Here is a 17,724-nt window from a genome sequence, read left to right as displayed (position 1 = left end):
CATGATTGGTGCGCAGTTGCTGTCATCGGAAACCCTTGCGGCCGGCTGGCTGATCTATGTGCCGGTGTTGATCTGGGCGGTCTGTCGCGCGCCGTGGGTTGAACTGTTCACCGACAGCCGTCGTCAGCATCTGCTGTTTGGAACGGTGTTTGCGCTGTTTCTGCTGTGGCTGGTGCGGCAGGATTTCGATACCGGCGTGTCTTATCACCTGATCGGAATGACGGCGGTAACCCTGCTGCTGGACTGGCCGCTGGCGCTGGTCGGCGGGTTGGTTGCCCAAACGGGGCTGGTGTTGCTCGGCCGACAGGATTTGGCGGCGGTCGGGGTCAATGGTGCGCTGTTGATTGCGCTACCGGTGCTGGTCACCGAGTGCTGCGCCATTCTGGTGGAACGTGCGCAGCCACGAAATCCCTTCGTGTATATCTTCGTTTCCGGATTCTTTGCCGCCGCGCTGTCGGCGTTGCTGTGCCTGCTGCTGGGGCTGTGGTTGCTGTGGTTCGATGGGCGTTTCGAAATGCCATATTGGCTCGAGGATTTTGTCGGTTACCTGTGGCTGATCATTTTCCCCGAGGCGTTTATCAACGGCATGGTGGTCAGTGCGCTGGTGGTGTTCTGCCCGGAATGGCTGGAGACGTTCAACCGCACCCGCTACCTCTCGGCCCCCTGGAAAGACGACGATCCCAAGTCCTGATTCACATCAAAGCCTGAAATCGCCACCGTCGGGATCAGTGACGCGGGTCGAAATCACCGCTGAACAACTCGTCCTCGGCATCGGGAGCCACTGGAATCTTGTGTTCTTCGGACGCCCAGGCACCCAGGTCGATCAGTTTGCAGCGGTCGGAGCAGAATGGCCGGAATTTGCTCTCGGCGGTCCATTCCACGGGGGCGCCACAGGTTGGGCATTCGACGGTTGTTGGCTGGCTCATGACTGGCCTCCACGCAAAGTAAGATAAAAGTGATGCAGGCGTTCGACCTCGCTGTGCAGCCAGGCAAGGTCGCGGTCATTGATCACGACGTCGTCGGCATGGCTCACGCGATCCTGGCGACTGGCCTGGGCCTTCAGGATCGCCCGGACTTGCTGTTCGCTGGTCTGGTCACGTTGCAGGGTGCGTTCAACCTGCAATTGTTCCGGGGCATCGATCACCAGCACGCGTTGGGTCATGGCGTATTGCCCGGACTCGATCAGCAGCGGCGAAACCAGAATCGCATAAGGTGATTTTGCCAGCGCCAGGTGGTGAGCGATTTCCTCGCCGATCAGTGGATGCAGGAGGGCCTCCAGCCAGCGGCGTTCTTCAGGCACTTCGAAGATCAATTTGCGCAGCGCTGCGCGGTCCAGTTGTCCGTCGCTCTGCAACACGCCGGGGCCGAAGTGCCCGGCGATCAGTGCCAGTGCCGGGCGGCCAGGTTCAACGACCCAGCGAGCGGCATGATCGGCGTCGACCACATGCACACCCAGATCGATGAAGTGCTGGGCGGCCGCGCTTTTGCCGCTGCCGATGCCGCCGGTCAGGCCGAGAATCCAGGTTTTTTCCACGGGGCTATTCATTTAAAACCGACAAACTGCCAATAGAGGTCGGTTATTTGACCACCCCAGAGCAACGCAATCCAGCCGGCAATGGCCAGATAGGGACCGAAAGGGATCGGCGTCGAGGTTTTTGCATTGCGCCAGCGCAGCAATATCATCCCGATAATGGCACCCACCAGCGAGGACAGCAGGATGGTCAGTGGCAAAATCTGCCAGCCACCCCAGGCGCCCAGCATCGCCAGCAGCTTGAAATCACCGTAGCCCATGCCGTCCTTGCCCGTGACCAGCTTGAACAGCCAGAACACCGCCCACAGCACGCTGTAGCCGGCTATCGCCCCCCAAAGCGCCTCGTGCAACGACGCGAACAGGCCGAAACTGTTGACGATCAACCCCAGCCATATCAACGGCAGCACCAGTACGTCCGGCAATATCTGATGTTCGGCGTCGATCAGGCTCATCGCCAGCAACCCCCAACTCAGGATCAGCATCAGACAGGCTGGCCAACTGAAGCCGAAGTGCCAGGCCACAAACGCCGACAACGCGCCACAGGCCAGTTCGATCAACGGATAGCGCGGGCTGATACCCGCTTCGCAGGCTGAACAGCGCCCGCGCAACAACACATAACTGAGCAGCGGAATGTTTTCCCAGGCGCGGATCCGGTGACCGCAATGCGGGCACTGGGAATGGGGCAGCAGCAGGTTGTAGGTCGGCACCGGCGTTTCGCCAGGCAGCCCGAGAATGTCATGGGCCTGCACACGCCACTCGCGTTCGAGCATTTTCGGCAGGCGCCAGATCACCACATTGAGGAAACTGCCGACCAGCAGGCCGGTGATTCCCGCGAGAAGGACAAAGGCCAGTGGATAGTGAATCAGGATTTCATTCAAGGGCATGTCAGATCGCTGAGCCGAGTTGGAAGATGGGCAGGTACATGGCAACTACCAGTCCACCGACGATAACACCCAGCACCACCATGATGAACGGCTCCATCAGGCTGGTGAGGTTATCGACCATGTTATCGACGTCGTTTTCGTAGAAATCCGCGACTTTGTCGAGCATGTCGTCCAGGGCGCCGGACTCTTCGCCGATGGCGGTCATCTGTATGGCCATGTTCGGAAACACGCCCGAGGTGCGCATGGCGAAATTCAATTGCATGCCGGTCGAAACGTCCTGCCGGATGCGCAACACGGCGCGCTTGAACACGATATTGCCGGTCGCACCGGCCACTGATTCCAGGGCCTCCAGCAGTGGCACGCCGGCAGCGAAAGTAGTCGACAGCGTACGGGCAAACCGGGCCACGGCGGACTTGTAAGTCAAGGTGCCTACCAGCGGCAGTTTCAGCAGCCAGGTGTCCATCCGGTCACGAAAGGCCGGGGATGTCCTGAGGGCGTGGCGCACACCGAAGGCCATTGCGATCAGCGTGCCAAGGACCGTCCACCACCAGGCCTGCATGAATTGCGACATGCCAATGACCATCACGGTGAAGGCCGGCAGCTCGGCGCCAAAGCCTTTGAACACCGATTCGAACTGCGGTACGACATTGACCAGCAGAATCCCGGTGACAATCGCCGCGACAAACACCACCACCAGCGGGTAGGTCATGGCTTTCCTGATCCTGGCCTTGAGGCTTTCGCTTTTTTCCTTGTAGGTTGCGACTCGCTCCAAAAGGGTGTCGAGGGCACCGGCCTGCTCGCCGGCATCCACCAGGTTGCAATACAGTTCATCGAAATACCGGGGCTTCTTGCGCAGGGCGGTGGCGAAGCTGTTGCCGGCCGCGACTTCCTGTTTCAGCTCATCCACCAACTGGCGCATGGCCGGATTGTCGAAGCCTTCGCCGATGATGTCGAACGACTGTAACAAGGGCACGCCGGCCCTCATCATCGTTGCCATTTGCCGGGTGAACAGGGCAATGTCCTGGGCCTTGATGCGCTTGCCCATGTTGAAAACAGAATGGTTTTTCTTGCGAACCTTGCCCGGATTGATGCCTTGCTTGCGCAGTTTTGCCTTGAGCAGCGCCGGGTTTTGAGCACTGAGCTCACCGGTTACCTTTGTGCCTTTGCGGTCGATGCCTTCCCATGCATACACGCTGATTTTCGCTGCCTTGACCGCCATGTTCAGTCCTGGGTAATCCGGTTGAGTTGCTCTTATAGCCTAGTCAATCAACGGAGCCAAACCAGCAAGGGTGAGGTGACAAAAAACGTCAGATAGTGCTGATCCTGGTAGTAAGAAAGGGCTTTGCAGCCGCCACGGCCCCGGCCAGCAGGGGGCTTTTGCCTTGGCACAGGCTGTGCTGCCAAGGGGCAGGTCATGAGCTTTCGACTCATGCATGGAGCCTGTATATGAATCAAAAAGGTTTTACCCTGATCGAGTTGCTCGTCGTGGTGGCGATCATCGGGATCCTGGCAACACTGGGTCTGCCGATGTATTCCAAATACCAGGCCCGGGCCAAAGTCACGGCGGCGCTGGCCGAGCTGACTGCGATGAAAGTGCCGTTCGAGGATGTGATCAATCAGGGGGACACCCCGACCATTGCCAACGTGGCGCCCGCCGGCGCGACATCGACTAACCACTGCGCCCTGTCTGTGACGGCTTCGACTCCGGAGGGGGCGGGATCGATCGTTTGTACGTTGCAGAATGCCCCGGGGACGGTCCTGGGCAAAACCGTCGTCCTGACACGGGACGAAACCAAAGGCTGGTCGTGCAAAAGCACCGTATCCCCGGACTACTTGCCGAAAGGGTGTTCCGCGACGTGAATTGCTGAATCAAGTCCCCGCCATTGCGGGGTTTTTTCTGTTTGTCGACCTGTCGTCAAAAGCTTCAGGGCAAGCGAAGAAATTCAGGATCTTGGGAACTTTCCATAAACCCGCAACTTGCATGCAGTGTTTCGGCGCCTCGTGCATTTTGCATGATTCCGAAAATTGGATTTATTTATAAATTATTGATTTATAAGGCTTTATTTCATTTGTCAAAACTGGCACAGCGCTCGCAATACCCTTGGTAACCCTGCCGACATGACACCCGGCAGACTTTTCAGAAAAACAGGAGTTACTCGTATGAAGAAGTTCGCTATCGCTGCCGCTACTGCTACCGCGCTGACTCTGACCATGGCAAATGCGGCATTCGCCCAGACCACTCAAGCCACCCAGGCTCCAATGACCCTGGCGGCGAGTGAAATGACCAAGGCTAAAGAAGCTACTTCCGATACCTGGATCACCACCAAAGTCAAAGCCGACCTGATGACCGAAAAAGGCATTCCAGGTACCGACATCAAGGTTGAAACCAACAAAGGCGTAGTATCGCTGTCGTCGACCACTGCCGTGACCGATTCGCAAAAAGACATGGCTGTGGCCATCGCCAAGAAAATCAAAGGCGTCAAGGCGGTCTCCGCTGACGGCCTCAAAGCTGAATAAGACAGGCTTCTCGCCTGGACCGGGAGAGGGCGCGACAGACGGGCCGAGTCATACGTCTGTTGCAACCTGAGAGTTCATGCGAATGGCCAAACGGAGTTAGGCCACCACAGGCCCCGCGCATTTTTGCCGGGGCCTGTTTTATTTGCAGCGGTGTCAATCAATTGTGGGGGCGTGCCTGATCAATTGCCGCGTTTGCTGGTGATCTGTTTCAGCCGATTACCTTCGAATCGCAAGTATTGATACATGCCGCCATTCGGTCCGTAGGTCCATTCTTCGACCTGAAACTCCTCACGCCGGTCTGCACTGCGCTTGTAACCCAGCAAGTCGCGACTGACCGGCTCACCGCATTTCTGGAGAACCTCACTCGAACGATCACCGACGCTGATCAATTGGCTGCCACAGCGCAGGGTATCGGCCGCCCCGGCCTGACTGGCGGCTAGCGCCAGAATCAGGCCTGTCAGCACCCGTCGAGTCATCACTCGGCATCCAGATGCATTGGCGTCACCACGCGGCCATCACTTTCCGCCTCGCCCAGATTGGCGTCGATGAAGTACACCCGGTCATCTTCCAGCTGGGCCTTGTCGACCAGGTAATCCTTGATGCTGCTGGCGCGCTCCTGGCCCAGTTGACGCAACAGCACGTCGCTGGCGCTCAGAACTTGATCACCTCGGCACGCATTTTCGCGGTGCGCTCCTCCTTGCCCAGATCCTTCCATTCGGCAGGGGGCTGGGTTTTCAGGCGGGTGCGATAGATACCTTCGAGCAGCGGGCCTTTTTCCCCGTCCGGCACTTCCAGCAACGAAGCCTGGGCCGGGACCTTGTCGCCGCGGCGCTGGAGCATTTTGTAGTAGTTGTACTGGTACTCACGCTCCAGGCGTTGTTCGGCGATCAACGGGCCGTCGCTGCTCTGGGCGGCGGTGCCTTCGATTTCCAGGCGCAGGGCCGGGCGTTCCTTGAGCGCCTTGGACAGTTTGTCCAAAGCGCCTTCGGCGTCCTTGCTCAGGTCGCTGGAACCCGCTGCGAACGACACACTGCCCAGATCTTCCGCGCCCCCACCGTTGACCAGCCCGCCAATGAGCTTGAATGGTGCGGCCGCGGCTTTGACGATCAGGTTGCGCAGGGTCTGCCAGATAATCGGCATGACACTGAACTGGGGGTTGTTCAGGTCGCCTGTCACCGGCAGTTCGATGGAGATCTTGCCGTCGACGTCCTTGAGCAAGGCAATGGCCAGTTTCAGCGGCAGGCTCACGGCATCCGGGCTGTCGACTTTCTCACCCAGTTGCAGTTGTTCGACCACCACTTTGTTTTCAGCTTTGAGCTGGCCCCTGGTGATCTGGTAGTGCAGGTCGAGATTGAGCCGGCCCTTGCGGATACGGTAGCCGGCGAACTTGCCGGAGTAGGGTGTCAGCGTGGTCAGTTCCACGCGTTTGAAGCTGGTGGCAATGTCGAGGCTGGCCATCGGGTCGAACGGATTGACGGCGCCCTTGATGGTCACCGGCGCGTAGCGATCGACCTTGCCCTTGACGTCGACACCGGCCGGTTTCGGCTGGCGGCTGTCGATAGTGCCGATCTGACCGTTGAGTTGCTGGATGGCGGTGGCGAAGTTCGGGGTCAGGCTGAAGTCGGCGAAGTTGGCCGAGCCATCATTGATGAAAATGCCGCCGATGTGGATGCCCAACGGTTTTTCGTTGCTGGCCGGTTTGTTCGCTGCCGGTTTTGCCCCGGAGTCCGCCGGCTGCGGAATCAGCAGGTCATCGATGTTGGTGGTGCGATCATCGTTGATCATGAAACGCGCATAGGGCTGGAACAGGTTGATCTTGTCGATCGAAAGGCTGTCCCCGTGCTGATAGTTCAGGCCTTCGACAACGACCTGTTGCCACTTGACGAAATCGCGGGTTTTCAGGGTGTCGAGGGTGTGCATTTGATCGACCTGGGCGCGGCCGGTAACGCCGAAGGCCAGGGGCTCGGTGCTTTTCAGGTTGACCGCCAGATCGCTGCCGAGCATGCCGCTGCGCAGTTCGAGGCGAATGAACGGGGTGATGTAGGACTGGGCGACCCGCAGGTCGATGTCCTTGGTCTGCACGTTCAGTCTGGCGCTGACGGGCGCCAGGTTGACCTCGCCATCGGCCAGGAGCTTGCCTTGCTTGCCCACGCCGGTATCAAGCTTGAGGGTAAAGGGCGAGCCGTTGAGGCTGTCGAAGTTTTGCAGGTCGAGGTTCAGCGGGCTCAGGTCCAGGGCGACGGCGGGTTGTGCCTTGCGGTCAGCCAGATGCACCCGGTAATCGCGCAACTGCACATCCTTGAGCAGCACCTGCCAGGGTTTGCCTGGCGCGGCCGGTTCGGGTTTCGGTGAGTCTGCCGCCGCCGGAGTGCTGGCCGGTTCGGCATCCGCCTTGGCTTTGGCGGCGGGTTTTGATGGTTGGCTGGCGAACAGCTTCTGCCAATCGAGTTGGCCGTCCGATTCCAGCGCGGCCCAGGTTTCCAGTTTGTTGCTGCGGATCTTGCCGACCACCACTTGCTGTTTGGCCAGGTCCACGGTGGTTTCGCTGACGTCCAGGCGTTCAAGCTTCACCAGCGGCCGGCCATCCGGGGCCTTGATCGCGAAGGGGGCAATGTTGACTGCTACATTGCTCAGCAGCAGCTCGGTTTCCTTGGACAGGTTGAGTTTGTAGTCGGTACTGATACTCATGATGCCGCTTTCGAGGTCCAGTGGTACGGCATCGCGCACATAGGGCCAGAAGGCTTTCATCTTGCCATCGGTGATTTTCAGCTTACCTTCGGAGGCGATCGGGATCAGGCTGAAGTTACCCGTCCAGTCGATCTGTCCACCGTTTGGGCCGATAGCCACCAGGGTCATGTCGGCGCTGTCTTCAGGCAGAGTGCTGAGGTTTTTCAGTTCGAAATCGAGTGTGTCGTAGAGAAACTCGATGGGCTCGCTGGGGCGGGCATCTTCAAAGTGCAAGGAACCGCCGGCCAGCTTGATCCGCTCGATGCGCAGCGGGAACGGCTTGGCATTCGGGTCGGCGGGTGTGGGTTCGCTCGCGGGCAGTTTGAACAACCCGAGCAGATTGAGTTTGCCGTCCTTGCTGAACAGGATTTCGGTTTTTGACTTGACCAGTTCGACATCGGACAGGTGCACCGCTTTGGTCCACAGGCTGTCGAGTTGCAGGTTGGCGTACAGGCGTTCGAAACCGACCTGCTCCTTGCCGGGCTCACCGATATTCAAGCCCCAAAGGGTCAGTTCAAGGCTGAACGGATTGAATTCGATCCGCTGGATCGTGGCGGGGGTGGTGGCGTAGTTGGCCAGTTGCTGATTGGCAACGCGCAACGCGACCCCCGGTAAAATCAGAAAACCCAGCAAGCTGTAGAGGGCCAGAGCAGTCAACAAGGCGCCGAGGGCGCGAATCAATCCTTTGTACATGTGCGGCTTCATCTGTCTGGATCGGAGTGCCTTGGAGTATGGCACGCGATTCTGGTTCCGAAGTGATCGGCCCGTTCATGAACTTTCAGATTTCTCCTGCAACGGTCAGAGCTGCAGAATCAGGGTTTTCAACGGTGGTTGCTGATCCATCGACGGGAAGTCGGCGCCTGGCTTCATCACGGTCCACTCACGCACCGGCCGCCCGGCCTTCTCTGCACAACGCAAAACCTGCTCGCGCCAGTCGTCCATGCTGACTTTCGCCAGGTTGTTGCAGCAGATCAGCACGCCGTTGTCGGCGGTGGTCAGCAGGGCCGGTTTGAGCAGGCTCTGGTAGTCGCGCAGCAGGTCGACGGTGCCGAATGCGCTCTTGGCCCAGGCCGGCGGGTCCAGCAGCACCAAATCGTACTGGCGCTGTTCCAGGCGCTGATAGCTTGGCAGTTTTTGCCCGCGGCGCTGGCTGACCGGCAGGCCGGCCAGCTGGCGAATGGCCGGGAAGTAGTCGGACTGGATGAACTCCATGGTCGGCAACTGCGGATTGAGTAAACCGTTCTCCCGGCCGACCGCCAGGTTGCCTTCGGCGAAGTCCAGGTTGCATACCTCGCGCGCACCGCCGGCGGCGGCACTGAGGCCGACACCACAGGTATAGGCGAACAGGTTCAGTACGCTTTTGTTTTTGCTGTGATCCTTGACCCAGCCACGGGTATTGCGCAAGTCGAGGAACAGCAGCGGGTCTTGTCCGGCATGGCGGCCACGCACCCGATAGTTCAGGCCCCATTCGTGGCCAACCAGGTCTTGCAGGGCGGCCTCGTCGGCGCGGTAGACGGTGTCTTCGCGATCGATGCGCGAGTTGCCTCGGGAGCGGTCGTTGTAGACCAGCAGGGTGTCAAAACCCAAGTGTTGATTGATCGCTTCGTGCAGTTGCAGCAGCGTCTCGCGTTCCAGCGGCTGGTGGAAACTTTGCACCAGCAATTGCGGGCCGTAGCGGTCGAGGGTCAGGCCGCCGGCGCCTTCCTGGCTGCCGTGGAACAGGCGATAGCAATCGGTACCTTGCTGGTGCAGTTCGGCGAGCAGGTCCTGGCGTTGATCGAGGGCGGCGCGCAGCGCCTGATTCAAGGAAGACATGCTGGGCGCCTTGCAGGAGGGAATTGGGCGCGGAAGTTTAACAGTTTTGACGCAAGACCGAGGCGCTGCCTTCGCGAGCAAGCCCGCTCCCACAGGGGGATTAGCAACCCACATAAATCCCCTGTGGGAGCGGGCTTGCTCGCGAAGCTTTTGACTTTGCTCTGTCTAAGCAATCCCCATCCGCCGTTTAGCCCGCTGCACCGAGCCATTACGCACCGCCCAGCGCAGCATCGGCGCGCTGCGATTGACGCTGGCGCGGATGAGCTTGCGTTGCAGCGCGTTCAGGCTGACGCCGAGCATGTCACTGGCCCAGTCCGGCAGCAGATCAATCCCGGCCTGCATCATCAAACTGCCGAAAGGCCTGGCCAGGCGGCTGGGGGAGGGGGCGTTCAGCAGCAGGCGCAGGACTTCACGACTGCGCTCGTCGCACAGCAGTTGTGGACGGATGCGCTTGAGGTAGTCGGCAATTTCCCGCCGTGAGCGGGGCACATCCCGGGCCCCCAGGCGTTCGGCGACCAAGGCTATTTCCGCGTAATAGCGATCCTGGTCGGCAGGTGAAAGATGCGGGTTGCGATAGCGCAAATGCGCGGCGAGGAAGTGGCTGACTTCTGCCACGTGCACCCACGTCAGCAATTCGGGATCGCTGGCGGCGTACGGGCGTCCATCCGGCGCCGTGCCGGTGATCTGCAAATGGATGGTGCGGACTTTTTCGATCAGCCAGTCGGCATCCTGTCGAGAGCCGAAGGTGGTGCCGGAGATGAACTGCCCGGTGCGGCGCAAGCGGCCGAGCATGTCTTCACGAAAGTTCGTATGGTCCCAGACCCCGGCCAGTGCCAGCGGGTGCAGGGCCTGCAGCATCAGGGCGGCGATGCCACCGATCAGCATGCTGCTGAAATCGCCATGGACTTGCCAGCTCACCGAGTCAGGCCCGAACAGCCCGGGGTCGCCCTTGGGGTTTTCCAGGTCGAGTTTGCCCAGGGACAAACCGCTCAGGCTCATGATCTGGGTTTCGATGCGGGTGCGGATGAATTCCATGGCCACTCTGTAATTTTCTGTAGGAGCGAGCCGGCTCCGGGCGGCGTTCCGACGATGGACGTTAACGATAACGCGTGTTTCCTGAGTAAACGCGGTGTGTCGGAGTTCATCGCGAGCGATCGAGCGTCGACCGGCTGCTCCTACAAAAGCCAGTACGTTATTGATTCAGGCGTTTATCGATCAAGCCTTGTACCACGCTTGGATCTGCCAGGGTCGAAGTGTCGCCCAGGCTATCGAGTTCGTTGCAGGCGATCTTGCGCAGAATGCGCCGCATGATCTTGCCTGAGCGGGTTTTCGGCAAGGCCGGCGCCCACTGGATCAAATCCGGCCTGGCGAAACTGCCGATTTCCTGGCTGACGAGGGCCAGTAATTCCTTCTTCAGTTCATCGTTGGTTTCGACGCCGTTCATGGGCGTGACGAAGACATAGATGCCCTGGCCCTTGATGTCATGGGGGTAACCGACGGCAGCAGCTTCGGCGATGCTCTCGTGTAGCACCAGGGCGCTTTCCACTTCGGCGGTGCCGATACGGTGGCCGGACACATTGATCACATCGTCGATGCGCCCGGTGATCCAGTAATCGCCATCCTCATCGCGCCGCGCGCCATCGCCGGTGAAGTAGTAACCGGGATATGGCTTGAAGTAGGTGTCGACCATGCGTTGCGGGTCGCGATAGACGCTGCGGATCTGCGCCGGCCAGCTGGACTTTATGGCGAGTACGCCGCTGCCGGCGCCTTTGATTTCCTTGCCCAGCTCGTCGAGCAGCGCTGGTTGCACGCCGAACATCGGTTGCGTGGCGCAACCGGGTTTTATCCGCTGTGCGCTGACCAAAGGACTGAGCATGATGCCGCCGGTTTCGGTCTGCCACCAGGTATCGACGATCGGACAGCGCTCTTCGCCGACCTCATGGAAGTACCATTCCCACGCTTCCGGGTTGATCGGCTCACCGACGGTACCGAGCAATCTGAGGCTTTGGCGTGACGTTTCCTTCAGCGGCTCGGGACCTTCGCGCATCAGGGCACGCAGGGCGGTGGGGGCGGTGTAGAAGATGTTCACCTTGTGCTTGTCGATCACTTGCCAGAAACGCGACGTGCTCGGGTAGCTCGGCACGCCTTCGAAGATCAGCGTGGTCGCGCCGTTGGCCAGCGGGCCGTACACGATGTAGCTGTGGCCGGTGACCCAGCCGACATCGGCGGTGCACCAGAACACTTCGCCGTCGCGGTAATCCAGCACGTATTTGAAGGTCATCGCCGCTTGTAGCAGGTAGCCGCCAGTGGTGTGCAACACGCCTTTGGGTTTGCCGGTGCTGCCTGAGGTATAGAGGATGAACAGCGGGTCTTCGGCGCCCATTGGTTCGGGTGGGCAATCGTCGCTGACGTCGCGTAGCACCTGGTGATACCAGAGGTCGCGGCCTTCAACCCAATTCACCTGGTTTTGGGTGCGCTCGACCACGATCACGCTGCTGACATCGGGGCAGCTTTGCAGGGCCTTGTCGACGTTGTGTTTGAGCGGCACGAATTTACCGCCACGCACGCCTTCATCGGCGGTGATCACGGTGCGGCAGTCGGCGTCGAGGATCCGGTCACGCAGCGAGTCCGGGGAGAATCCGCCGAACACCACTGAATGAATCGCACCGATCCGCGCACAGGCGAGCATGGCATAGGCGGCTTCGGGGATCATCGGCATGTAGATGCACACGCGGTCGCCTTTCTTCACGCCACGGCTTTTGAGCACGTTGGCCAGTCGACAGACGTGGTGATGCAGTTTTTTGTAGGTGATTTGGGTGGACTCGGCGGGGTCATCGCCTTCCCAGATGATGGCGACCTGATCGCCGCGTTTCTCCAGGTGCCGGTCGATGCAGTTGTAGCTGACGTTCAATTGCGCGCCGGCAAACCAGCTGGCCTCACCGGTTTTCAGGTTGTAGCGCTGGACGGAGTCCCACGGTTTGCTCCAGTCGAGAAAACGCGTGGCCTGTTCGGCCCAGAACGTACTGGGGTGTTCGACGGATTCGCGGTACAGGCGGTGGTAGTCGTCTTGACTCAATTGTGCAGCCCGGCGGACGGCATCGGCTTTGGGGAACGTGCTGATATCGAACATGACGGTTCCTTATGCTTGTTTTGCGACAAGGATAAAGATGCGCCGAGTGACCAATGGGTTCAAGTCAGATGCAAAACAACTGTGGGAGCGGGCTTGCTCGCGAAGACGGTCTGACATTCAACGATGATGCTGAATGTGAGATCGCTTTCGCGAGCAGGCTCGCTCCCACAGTGGGTAGCAGGTTTGTTCAGATTATCCGCGGTGACGACCGCGGAAGTAGTTGATCAGCCCTTGGGTGGAGGCGTCCTCGGCCGGGGTTTCTTCGCTGCCGACCAGGCGGTTGTAGACGCCTTTGCCCAGCTCTTTGCCCAGTTCCACACCCCACTGGTCGAAGGCGTTGATGCCCCAGATCACGCTTTGCACGAAGACTTTGTGCTCGTACATCGCCACCAGAGCGCCAAGGCGACGCGGGCTGATGCGCTCGACCACCAGGGTGTTGCTCGGACGGTTGCCCGGGATCACCTTGTGCGGTGCAAGCTTTTGCACTTCGGCTTCGCCCATGCCTTTATCACGCAGCTCGGTTTCAGCCTCGGCAAGGGTCTTGCCGAGCATCAGCGCCTGGCTCTGGGACAGGCAGTTGGCGTACAGCCACTGGTGGTGGTCGGACACCGGGTTGAAGCTGACGATCGGCACGATGAAGTCGGCCGGAATCAGTTGGGTGCCCTGGTGCAGCAACTGGTGGTAGGCATGCTGCCCGTTGCAGCCAACGCCGCCCCAGATCACCGGTCCGGTGTCGGTGGACACTGGCTTGCCGTCCTGGCGCACGCTCTTGCCGTTGGATTCCATGTCCAGCTGTTGCAGGTGCTTGGTGATGTTACGCAGGTAGTGATCGTACGGCAGGATCGCATGGCTTTGCGCGCCCCAGAAGTTGCCGTACCACACGCCGAGCAGTGCCAGCAGCACCGGCATGTTCTGTTCGAACGGTGCGCTCTGGAAGTGCTGGTCCATGGTGTAGGCACCGGACAGCAATTCCTTGAAGTTGGACATGCCGATGGCCAGGGCAATCGGCAAACCGATGGCCGACCACAGCGAGTAGCGCCCGCCGACCCAGTCCCACATCGGGAAGATGTTCTCTTCGCGGATGCCGAACGCCACTGCGGCGGCGTTGTTGCTCGATACTGCGATGAAATGGCGATACAGCTCGGCTTCCGAACCACCCTGGGCCAGATACCAGGCACGGGCGGCCTGGGCGTTCTTCAGGGTTTCGAGGGTGTTGAAGGATTTCGACGAGACGATGAACAGCGTGGTTTCGGCGCGCAGCTTCATGGTCAGTTCGTGGAACTCGCTGCCGTCGATGTTTGCCAGGTAATGGCAACGCACGCCTTTCTGGGCGTAGGACAGCAAGGCTTCGGACACCAGCTCCGGGCCGAGGAAGGAGCCGCCGATGCCGATGTTGACCACGTCGGTGATTGGTTTTTCGGTGTAACCGCGCCACAGACCATCGTGGATACGGCCAACGAGGTCGGTGATCTGGTTCAGTACCTTGTGCACTTCCGGCATCACGTTGACGCCATTGACCGACAGCTTGTCGCCAACCGGGCGGCGCAGGGCGGTGTGCAGGGCTGGACGGCCTTCGGAAGCGTTGACGATTTCGCCGTCGAACAGCGACTTGATCGCCCCCTTGAGGTCGACTGCGTTGGCCAGGCCCACCAGCAAGTTGCGGGTCTCGGCGTTGATCAGGTTTTTCGAGTAGTCGAGAAACAGGCCGCAACTGCTGAGGGTGAATTGAGTAAAGCGCTGCGGATCTGCATTGAAGGCTTCGCGCATGCTGAAATCCTGCATGGCTTGGCGGTGGTCATTCAGCGCTTGCCAGGCGGGCAGAGCGGTAACGTCGTGAGGAGTGCGGTAATACGCCATCGCTGCGGGTTTCCTTATTACTTGAACGGCCTTTTGAACACTAAAAATCCCGGAGCGCTGTGGGTGGGCGTTCCGGTCAACTGCGTCGACACGATTTCATGGCGCAGGGCGAATACAGTAAACCCCGCGCAATGATCTGTCTTGACTTTGTCTGACCTGTTTCCGGTACTTTTTTAACATCAAGTCAGGAATAGTCCGACAAACGGAAGAGACAGGGCTCGGATCAGGCGACCTGGACCGGAATGGCGTTGCTGGTGTGGCTCAGTTCATTGCCCGGTGCCATGTAGAGCATGCGCGGCTTGAAGTTGAGCAGTTCGGCTTCGCTGTAGTGGGCATACGCGCAGATGATCACGCGATCGCCGACCTTGGCCTTGTGCGCCGCGGCGCCATTGACCGAGATCATGCGCGAACCCTCTTCGCCACGGATGGCGTAGGTGGTGAAGCGCTCGCCGTTGTCGACGTTGTAGATCTGGATCTGTTCGTACTCGCGAATGCCGGACAGGTCCAGCCATTCACCGTCGATGGCACAGGAGCCTTCGTAATCGAGTACAGCGTGGGTGACTTCGGCGCGATGCAGCTTGGCTTTGAGCATGATGGCGTGCATGAGTGTTTCCCAGGTCGGAATCGAACGGCGGGCAGTTTGCCTGATGGGTTTGTGGGCGGCAATACAGCTTGGATGGCGGTGCAGATGCCCCCTTGTGAGAGCGAGCCTGCTCGCGATGGCGATGTATCAGTCAAAATTGTTGTGACCGAACATCCGCTATCGCGAGCAGGCTCGCTCCCACAGCGGGAATTGGGTTGGTCAGACCGGCGCGTCGAGGTTCAGGTGCAGGTTGTCGATCAGCCGCGTCGTCCCCAGGAACGCCGCCGCCAGAATCACCAGGTCCCGATCTTCCGGCGCCGCTGGGCGCAAGGTCAGGGCGTGGCGAATTTCCAGGTAATCCGGGCGCAGGCCGGCGGCTTCGAGCTGTTGCAGTTTCACGCGGATCAACGCCGGGAAGTCGCGCTCACCTTGTTTGATTGACTCGGCGATCTCGCTCAACGTGCAGTACACCACCGGCGCCACAGCGCGCTGCTCTTCGTTGAGGAAGCCGTTGCGCGACGACAGCGCCAGGCCATCGGCCGCCCTTACGGTCGGCTCACCGATGATCTGGATCGGCATGTTCAGGTCATGTACCAGTGCGCGAATCACCGCCAGTTGCTGGAAGTCTTTCTCGCCGAAAATCGCCAGGTCCGGCTGGACCATGTTGAACAGCTTGCTGACCACCGTCGCCACACCTTCGAAATGCCCCGGCCGGCTGGCGCCGCACAGGCCTTCGGACAATTGCGGGACGCTGACGCGGGTCTGGCCGCTCATGCCGTCGGGATACATCTCTTCAACAGTGGGGGCAAACAGCAGGTGGCAACCGGCCTGGAGCAGTTTTTCCTGGTCGGCGGCGAGCGTGCGCGGGTACTTGTCGAGGTCCTCGCCAGCACCGAATTGCAGCGGATTGACGAAAACGCTCGCCACCACGAAGTCCGCCCGTTGAGAGGCTTTGGTCACCAGCGCAACGTGGCCGCTGTGCAGGTTGCCCATGGTTGGCACAAAGGCGATGCGCTTGCCTTCGCTACGGGCACGGGCCACGGCGGCCCGCAGTTCGCGTACGGTTTTTACGGTGTTCATGCAGAGAATCCGTGTTCGATCCCAGGGAAAGTTGCCGCTTTGACTTCAGTCACGTAGGCATTCAGTGCAGCTTCGATGCTGGTCTGGCCGGTCATGAAGTTTTTCACGAATTTTGGCACGCGGCCGCTAATGGACAGCCCCAGCATGTCGTGCAGCACCAGCACCTGGCCATCGGTGCGATTGCCGGCGCCAATACCGATCACCGGTATCTTCACCGCCTGGGTGATTTCTTCTGCCAGTTCGCTCGGGACGCATTCGAGCAGCAGCATTGCCGCGCCGGCCTGTTCCAGGGAGATCGCATCGGCACGCATCTGCCGCGCCTGGTTTTCATTGCGACCCTGGACCTTGTAGCCGCCAAGGATGTTCACCGATTGTGGCGTCAGGCCCATGTGCGCGCATACAGGGATGCCGCGCTCGGCCAGCAGGCGGATCGAATCGGCCAGCCACAACGCCCCTTCAACCTTGACCATGTGCGCACCGGCCTGCATCAACAGAGCGCTGTTGGCCATGGCTTGCTCGGTGGTGGCGTAGGCCATGAAAGGCAGGTCGGCGAGGATCAAGGCATCGCTGTTACCGCGTTTGACGGCGGCCACGTGGTAAGCCATTTCTGCGGTGGTGACAGGCAAGGTGCTGTCGTGGCCCTGCAAAACCATGCCGAGGGAGTCGCCCACCAGCAGCACTTCGACGCCGGCCTGATTGCAGGCATGGGCGAAGGTTGCGTCGTAGCAGGTCAGCATGGTGATTTTTTCACCTTTTTGCTTCAGACCTTGCAGGGTGGTCAGGGTGATGGCTGGCATGAAAAGTTCCTCATTCAGGCGCTGTGGAAACTACTGCGAGTAACGCGCGTGATTCTTCGTTAAATACAGGCGCACGCTCTTTTTGTCGTGCTTTTAAGGCCTGGATTGCGCCCTTGAATGCCGTGTTGGCGGCAGCGGGACGCCTATAGTCGTGAGGAGAACGAGGGAAGTCAATTGCGTGTGTTACCGCATTGTTACGGGTGGGGTGTTACCGGGGTAACTGATGCGATTCAGCAAATGCCAACGTCAAAAGATCGCAGCCTACGGCAGTTCCTACAGGAGTGCAGAGATTTGTAGGAGCTGCCGAAGGCTGCGATCTTTTAAACCGGGAGGCGCTCCAGGCCGACGAACGGGCATGCCTTGAGCAATTCGGCCAACGTCCGGCCATCAGCCAGTCGCAGATCCGCAGGTGCCAATTCCGCCAGCGGATAAAGCACGAAGGCCCGTTCCTGCATGTGGTAATGGGGGACCTTGAGGCGCTGTTCGTCGATCAGGCGATCACCGAACAGCAGGATGTCGAGGTCCAGCGTACGTGGCCCCCAGCGCTCGATGCGTTCGCGACCCTGGCCGTTTTCGATGGATTGCAAGGCATCCAGCAGTTCCAGCGGCGCCAGCGTGCTGTCAAGAGCGGCCACCGCATTGGTGTAGCGCGGTTGTCCGGGAAGCAGCGAGTCGCTTTGATAAAACGCAGAAACCCCGACCAGCTCCGATTGCGGCAAGTGCGCCAGTGCCTCGACGGCGCTGCGCAGTTGCTCGGCAGGGTCAGCCAGATTGCTGCCCATGCCGATGTAGGTGCGTTCCAT

16 protein-coding genes and 1 pseudogene are annotated in these 17,724 nt (G+C 59.9%); 3 read left to right on the top strand and 14 right to left on the bottom strand.

The features are described 5' to 3' along the window. Window position 1 precedes the first annotated feature (1 nt). The gene (locus RS887_RS07235) at window positions 2-691 is read left to right on the top strand and encodes an energy-coupling factor ABC transporter permease (protein ID WP_322614883.1); all 690 of its coding nucleotides are present in this window, start codon (window positions 2-4) and stop codon (window positions 689-691) included. 34 nt (window positions 692-725) lie between these two features. Here RS887_RS07235 and yacG read toward each other — a convergent pair whose 3' ends face one another. Genes yacG through RS887_RS07215 form a run of 4 tightly spaced genes read right to left on the bottom strand, consistent with a single transcriptional unit; the run spans window position 726 to window position 3,634 of the window. After that, window positions 726-926, bottom strand: coding sequence for a DNA gyrase inhibitor YacG (gene yacG, locus RS887_RS07230; RefSeq protein ID WP_008022439.1), 201 nt, complete (start codon window positions 924-926; stop codon window positions 726-728). After that, window positions 923-1,546 (bottom strand): dephospho-CoA kinase, encoded by a 624-nt coding sequence (gene coaE / locus RS887_RS07225; RefSeq protein WP_322614882.1) that lies wholly within the window; start codon window positions 1,544-1,546, stop codon window positions 923-925. Before coaE ends, yacG begins: the two co-directional genes overlap by 4 nt. Continuing rightward, window positions 1,543-2,415 (bottom strand): A24 family peptidase, encoded by an 873-nt coding sequence (locus tag RS887_RS07220; protein ID WP_322614881.1) that lies wholly within the window; start codon window positions 2,413-2,415, stop codon window positions 1,543-1,545. Before RS887_RS07220 ends, coaE begins: the two co-directional genes overlap by 4 nt. A 1-nt stretch (window position 2,416) precedes the next feature. Continuing rightward, window positions 2,417-3,634, bottom strand: a complete 1,218-nt coding sequence (locus tag RS887_RS07215; RefSeq protein ID WP_322614880.1) for a type II secretion system F family protein — start codon at window positions 3,632-3,634, stop codon at window positions 2,417-2,419. Window positions 3,635-3,861: 227 nt separating this feature from the next. On the opposite strand from RS887_RS07215, the gene RS887_RS07210 reads away from it, so the two are divergent. Further along, on the top strand, window positions 3,862-4,275 hold the full coding sequence (locus tag RS887_RS07210) for a pilin (protein ID WP_322614879.1): 414 nt from the start codon (window positions 3,862-3,864) through the stop codon (window positions 4,273-4,275). Between the two features lie 300 nt (window positions 4,276-4,575). Next, window positions 4,576-4,932, top strand: a complete 357-nt coding sequence (locus tag RS887_RS07205; RefSeq protein WP_111288421.1) for a BON domain-containing protein — start codon at window positions 4,576-4,578, stop codon at window positions 4,930-4,932. Between the two features lie 179 nt (window positions 4,933-5,111). Here RS887_RS07205 and RS887_RS07200 read toward each other — a convergent pair whose 3' ends face one another. The 10 genes and pseudogenes from RS887_RS07200 to folK all read right to left on the bottom strand — a co-directional run bounded on the left by RS887_RS07200 (window position 5,112) and on the right by folK (window position 17,724). Beyond that, complete coding sequence (locus RS887_RS07200; RefSeq protein WP_322614878.1) at window positions 5,112-5,408, bottom strand: DUF2845 domain-containing protein; 297 nt, start codon at window positions 5,406-5,408, stop codon at window positions 5,112-5,114. Continuing rightward, window positions 5,408-8,352, bottom strand: a pseudogene (locus RS887_RS07195) (DUF748 domain-containing protein). Before RS887_RS07195 ends, RS887_RS07200 begins: the two are co-directional and overlap by 1 nt. Before the next feature lie 105 nt (window positions 8,353-8,457). Beyond that, window positions 8,458-9,474 carry a class I SAM-dependent rRNA methyltransferase gene (locus RS887_RS07190; protein WP_322614877.1) on the bottom strand — a complete coding sequence of 339 codons (1,017 nt, stop codon included), beginning with the start codon at window positions 9,472-9,474 and terminating at the stop codon, window positions 8,458-8,460. Window positions 9,475-9,639: 165 nt separating this feature from the next. After that, the gene (locus RS887_RS07185; protein ID WP_322614876.1) at window positions 9,640-10,509 is read right to left on the bottom strand and encodes an oxygenase MpaB family protein; all 870 of its coding nucleotides are present in this window, start codon (window positions 10,507-10,509) and stop codon (window positions 9,640-9,642) included. Between the two features lie 157 nt (window positions 10,510-10,666). Continuing rightward, window positions 10,667-12,604 (bottom strand): acetate--CoA ligase, encoded by a 1,938-nt coding sequence (gene acs / locus RS887_RS07180; protein WP_322614875.1) that lies wholly within the window; start codon window positions 12,602-12,604, stop codon window positions 10,667-10,669. Window positions 12,605-12,796: 192 nt separating this feature from the next. Beyond that, window positions 12,797-14,461, bottom strand: coding sequence for a glucose-6-phosphate isomerase (gene pgi / locus RS887_RS07175; protein WP_322614874.1), 1,665 nt, complete (start codon window positions 14,459-14,461; stop codon window positions 12,797-12,799). 223 nt (window positions 14,462-14,684) lie between these two features. After that, a complete protein-coding gene (gene panD, locus RS887_RS07170; RefSeq protein ID WP_003228271.1) occupies window positions 14,685-15,065 on the bottom strand; it encodes an aspartate 1-decarboxylase in 381 nt (126 codons plus the stop codon). A gap of 198 nt (window positions 15,066-15,263) precedes the next feature. Beyond that, a complete protein-coding gene (panC, locus tag RS887_RS07165) occupies window positions 15,264-16,124 on the bottom strand; it encodes a pantoate--beta-alanine ligase (protein WP_322614873.1) in 861 nt (286 codons plus the stop codon). Continuing rightward, entirely contained in the window at window positions 16,121-16,921 is an 801-nt protein-coding gene (gene panB / locus RS887_RS07160) for a 3-methyl-2-oxobutanoate hydroxymethyltransferase (protein ID WP_322614872.1), read from the bottom strand. The genes panC and panB overlap by 4 nt, the downstream gene beginning before the upstream one ends. A 320-nt stretch (window positions 16,922-17,241) precedes the next feature. Beyond that, the gene (gene folK / locus RS887_RS07155; protein ID WP_322614871.1) at window positions 17,242-17,724 is read right to left on the bottom strand and encodes a 2-amino-4-hydroxy-6-hydroxymethyldihydropteridine diphosphokinase; all 483 of its coding nucleotides are present in this window, start codon (window positions 17,722-17,724) and stop codon (window positions 17,242-17,244) included.

The sequence above is a fragment of the Pseudomonas sp. BIC9C genome (assembly GCF_034541995.1).
GTDB classification, from domain to species: Bacteria; Pseudomonadota; Gammaproteobacteria; order Pseudomonadales; family Pseudomonadaceae; genus Aquipseudomonas; species Aquipseudomonas fluorescens_CC.
Note: the sequence above shows the minus strand (reverse complement) of the source record. Positions and strands in the feature narration are given on the sequence as shown.

What these genes read in the sequence shown, in the direction of transcription:
- RS887_RS07235 (WP_322614883.1), top strand. Translation starts at nt 2, where the DNA reads ATGATTGGTGCGCAGTTGCTGTCATCGGAAACCCTTGCGGCCGGCTGG.
- yacG (WP_008022439.1), bottom strand. Translation starts at nt 926, where the DNA reads ATGAGCCAGCCAACAACCGTCGAATGCCCAACCTGTGGCGCCCCCGTG.
- coaE (WP_322614882.1), bottom strand. Translation starts at nt 1,546, where the DNA reads ATGAATAGCCCCGTGGAAAAAACCTGGATTCTCGGCCTGACCGGCGGC.
- RS887_RS07220 (WP_322614881.1), bottom strand. Translation starts at nt 2,415, where the DNA reads ATGCCCTTGAATGAAATCCTGATTCACTATCCACTGGCCTTTGTCCTT.
- RS887_RS07215 (WP_322614880.1), bottom strand. Translation starts at nt 3,634, where the DNA reads ATGGCGGTCAAGGCAGCGAAAATCAGCGTGTATGCATGGGAAGGCATC.
- RS887_RS07210 (WP_322614879.1), top strand. Translation starts at nt 3,862, where the DNA reads ATGAATCAAAAAGGTTTTACCCTGATCGAGTTGCTCGTCGTGGTGGCG.
- RS887_RS07205 (WP_111288421.1), top strand. Translation starts at nt 4,576, where the DNA reads ATGAAGAAGTTCGCTATCGCTGCCGCTACTGCTACCGCGCTGACTCTG.
- RS887_RS07200 (WP_322614878.1), bottom strand. Translation starts at nt 5,408, where the DNA reads ATGACTCGACGGGTGCTGACAGGCCTGATTCTGGCGCTAGCCGCCAGT.
- RS887_RS07190 (WP_322614877.1), bottom strand. Translation starts at nt 9,474, where the DNA reads ATGTCTTCCTTGAATCAGGCGCTGCGCGCCGCCCTCGATCAACGCCAG.
- RS887_RS07185 (WP_322614876.1), bottom strand. Translation starts at nt 10,509, where the DNA reads ATGGAATTCATCCGCACCCGCATCGAAACCCAGATCATGAGCCTGAGC.
- acs (WP_322614875.1), bottom strand. Translation starts at nt 12,604, where the DNA reads ATGTTCGATATCAGCACGTTCCCCAAAGCCGATGCCGTCCGCCGGGCT.
- pgi (WP_322614874.1), bottom strand. Translation starts at nt 14,461, where the DNA reads ATGGCGTATTACCGCACTCCTCACGACGTTACCGCTCTGCCCGCCTGG.
- panD (WP_003228271.1), bottom strand. Translation starts at nt 15,065, where the DNA reads ATGCACGCCATCATGCTCAAAGCCAAGCTGCATCGCGCCGAAGTCACC.
- panC (WP_322614873.1), bottom strand. Translation starts at nt 16,124, where the DNA reads ATGAACACCGTAAAAACCGTACGCGAACTGCGGGCCGCCGTGGCCCGT.
- panB (WP_322614872.1), bottom strand. Translation starts at nt 16,921, where the DNA reads ATGCCAGCCATCACCCTGACCACCCTGCAAGGTCTGAAGCAAAAAGGT.
- folK (WP_322614871.1), bottom strand. Translation starts at nt 17,724, where the DNA reads ATGGAACGCACCTACATCGGCATGGGCAGCAATCTGGCTGACCCTGCC.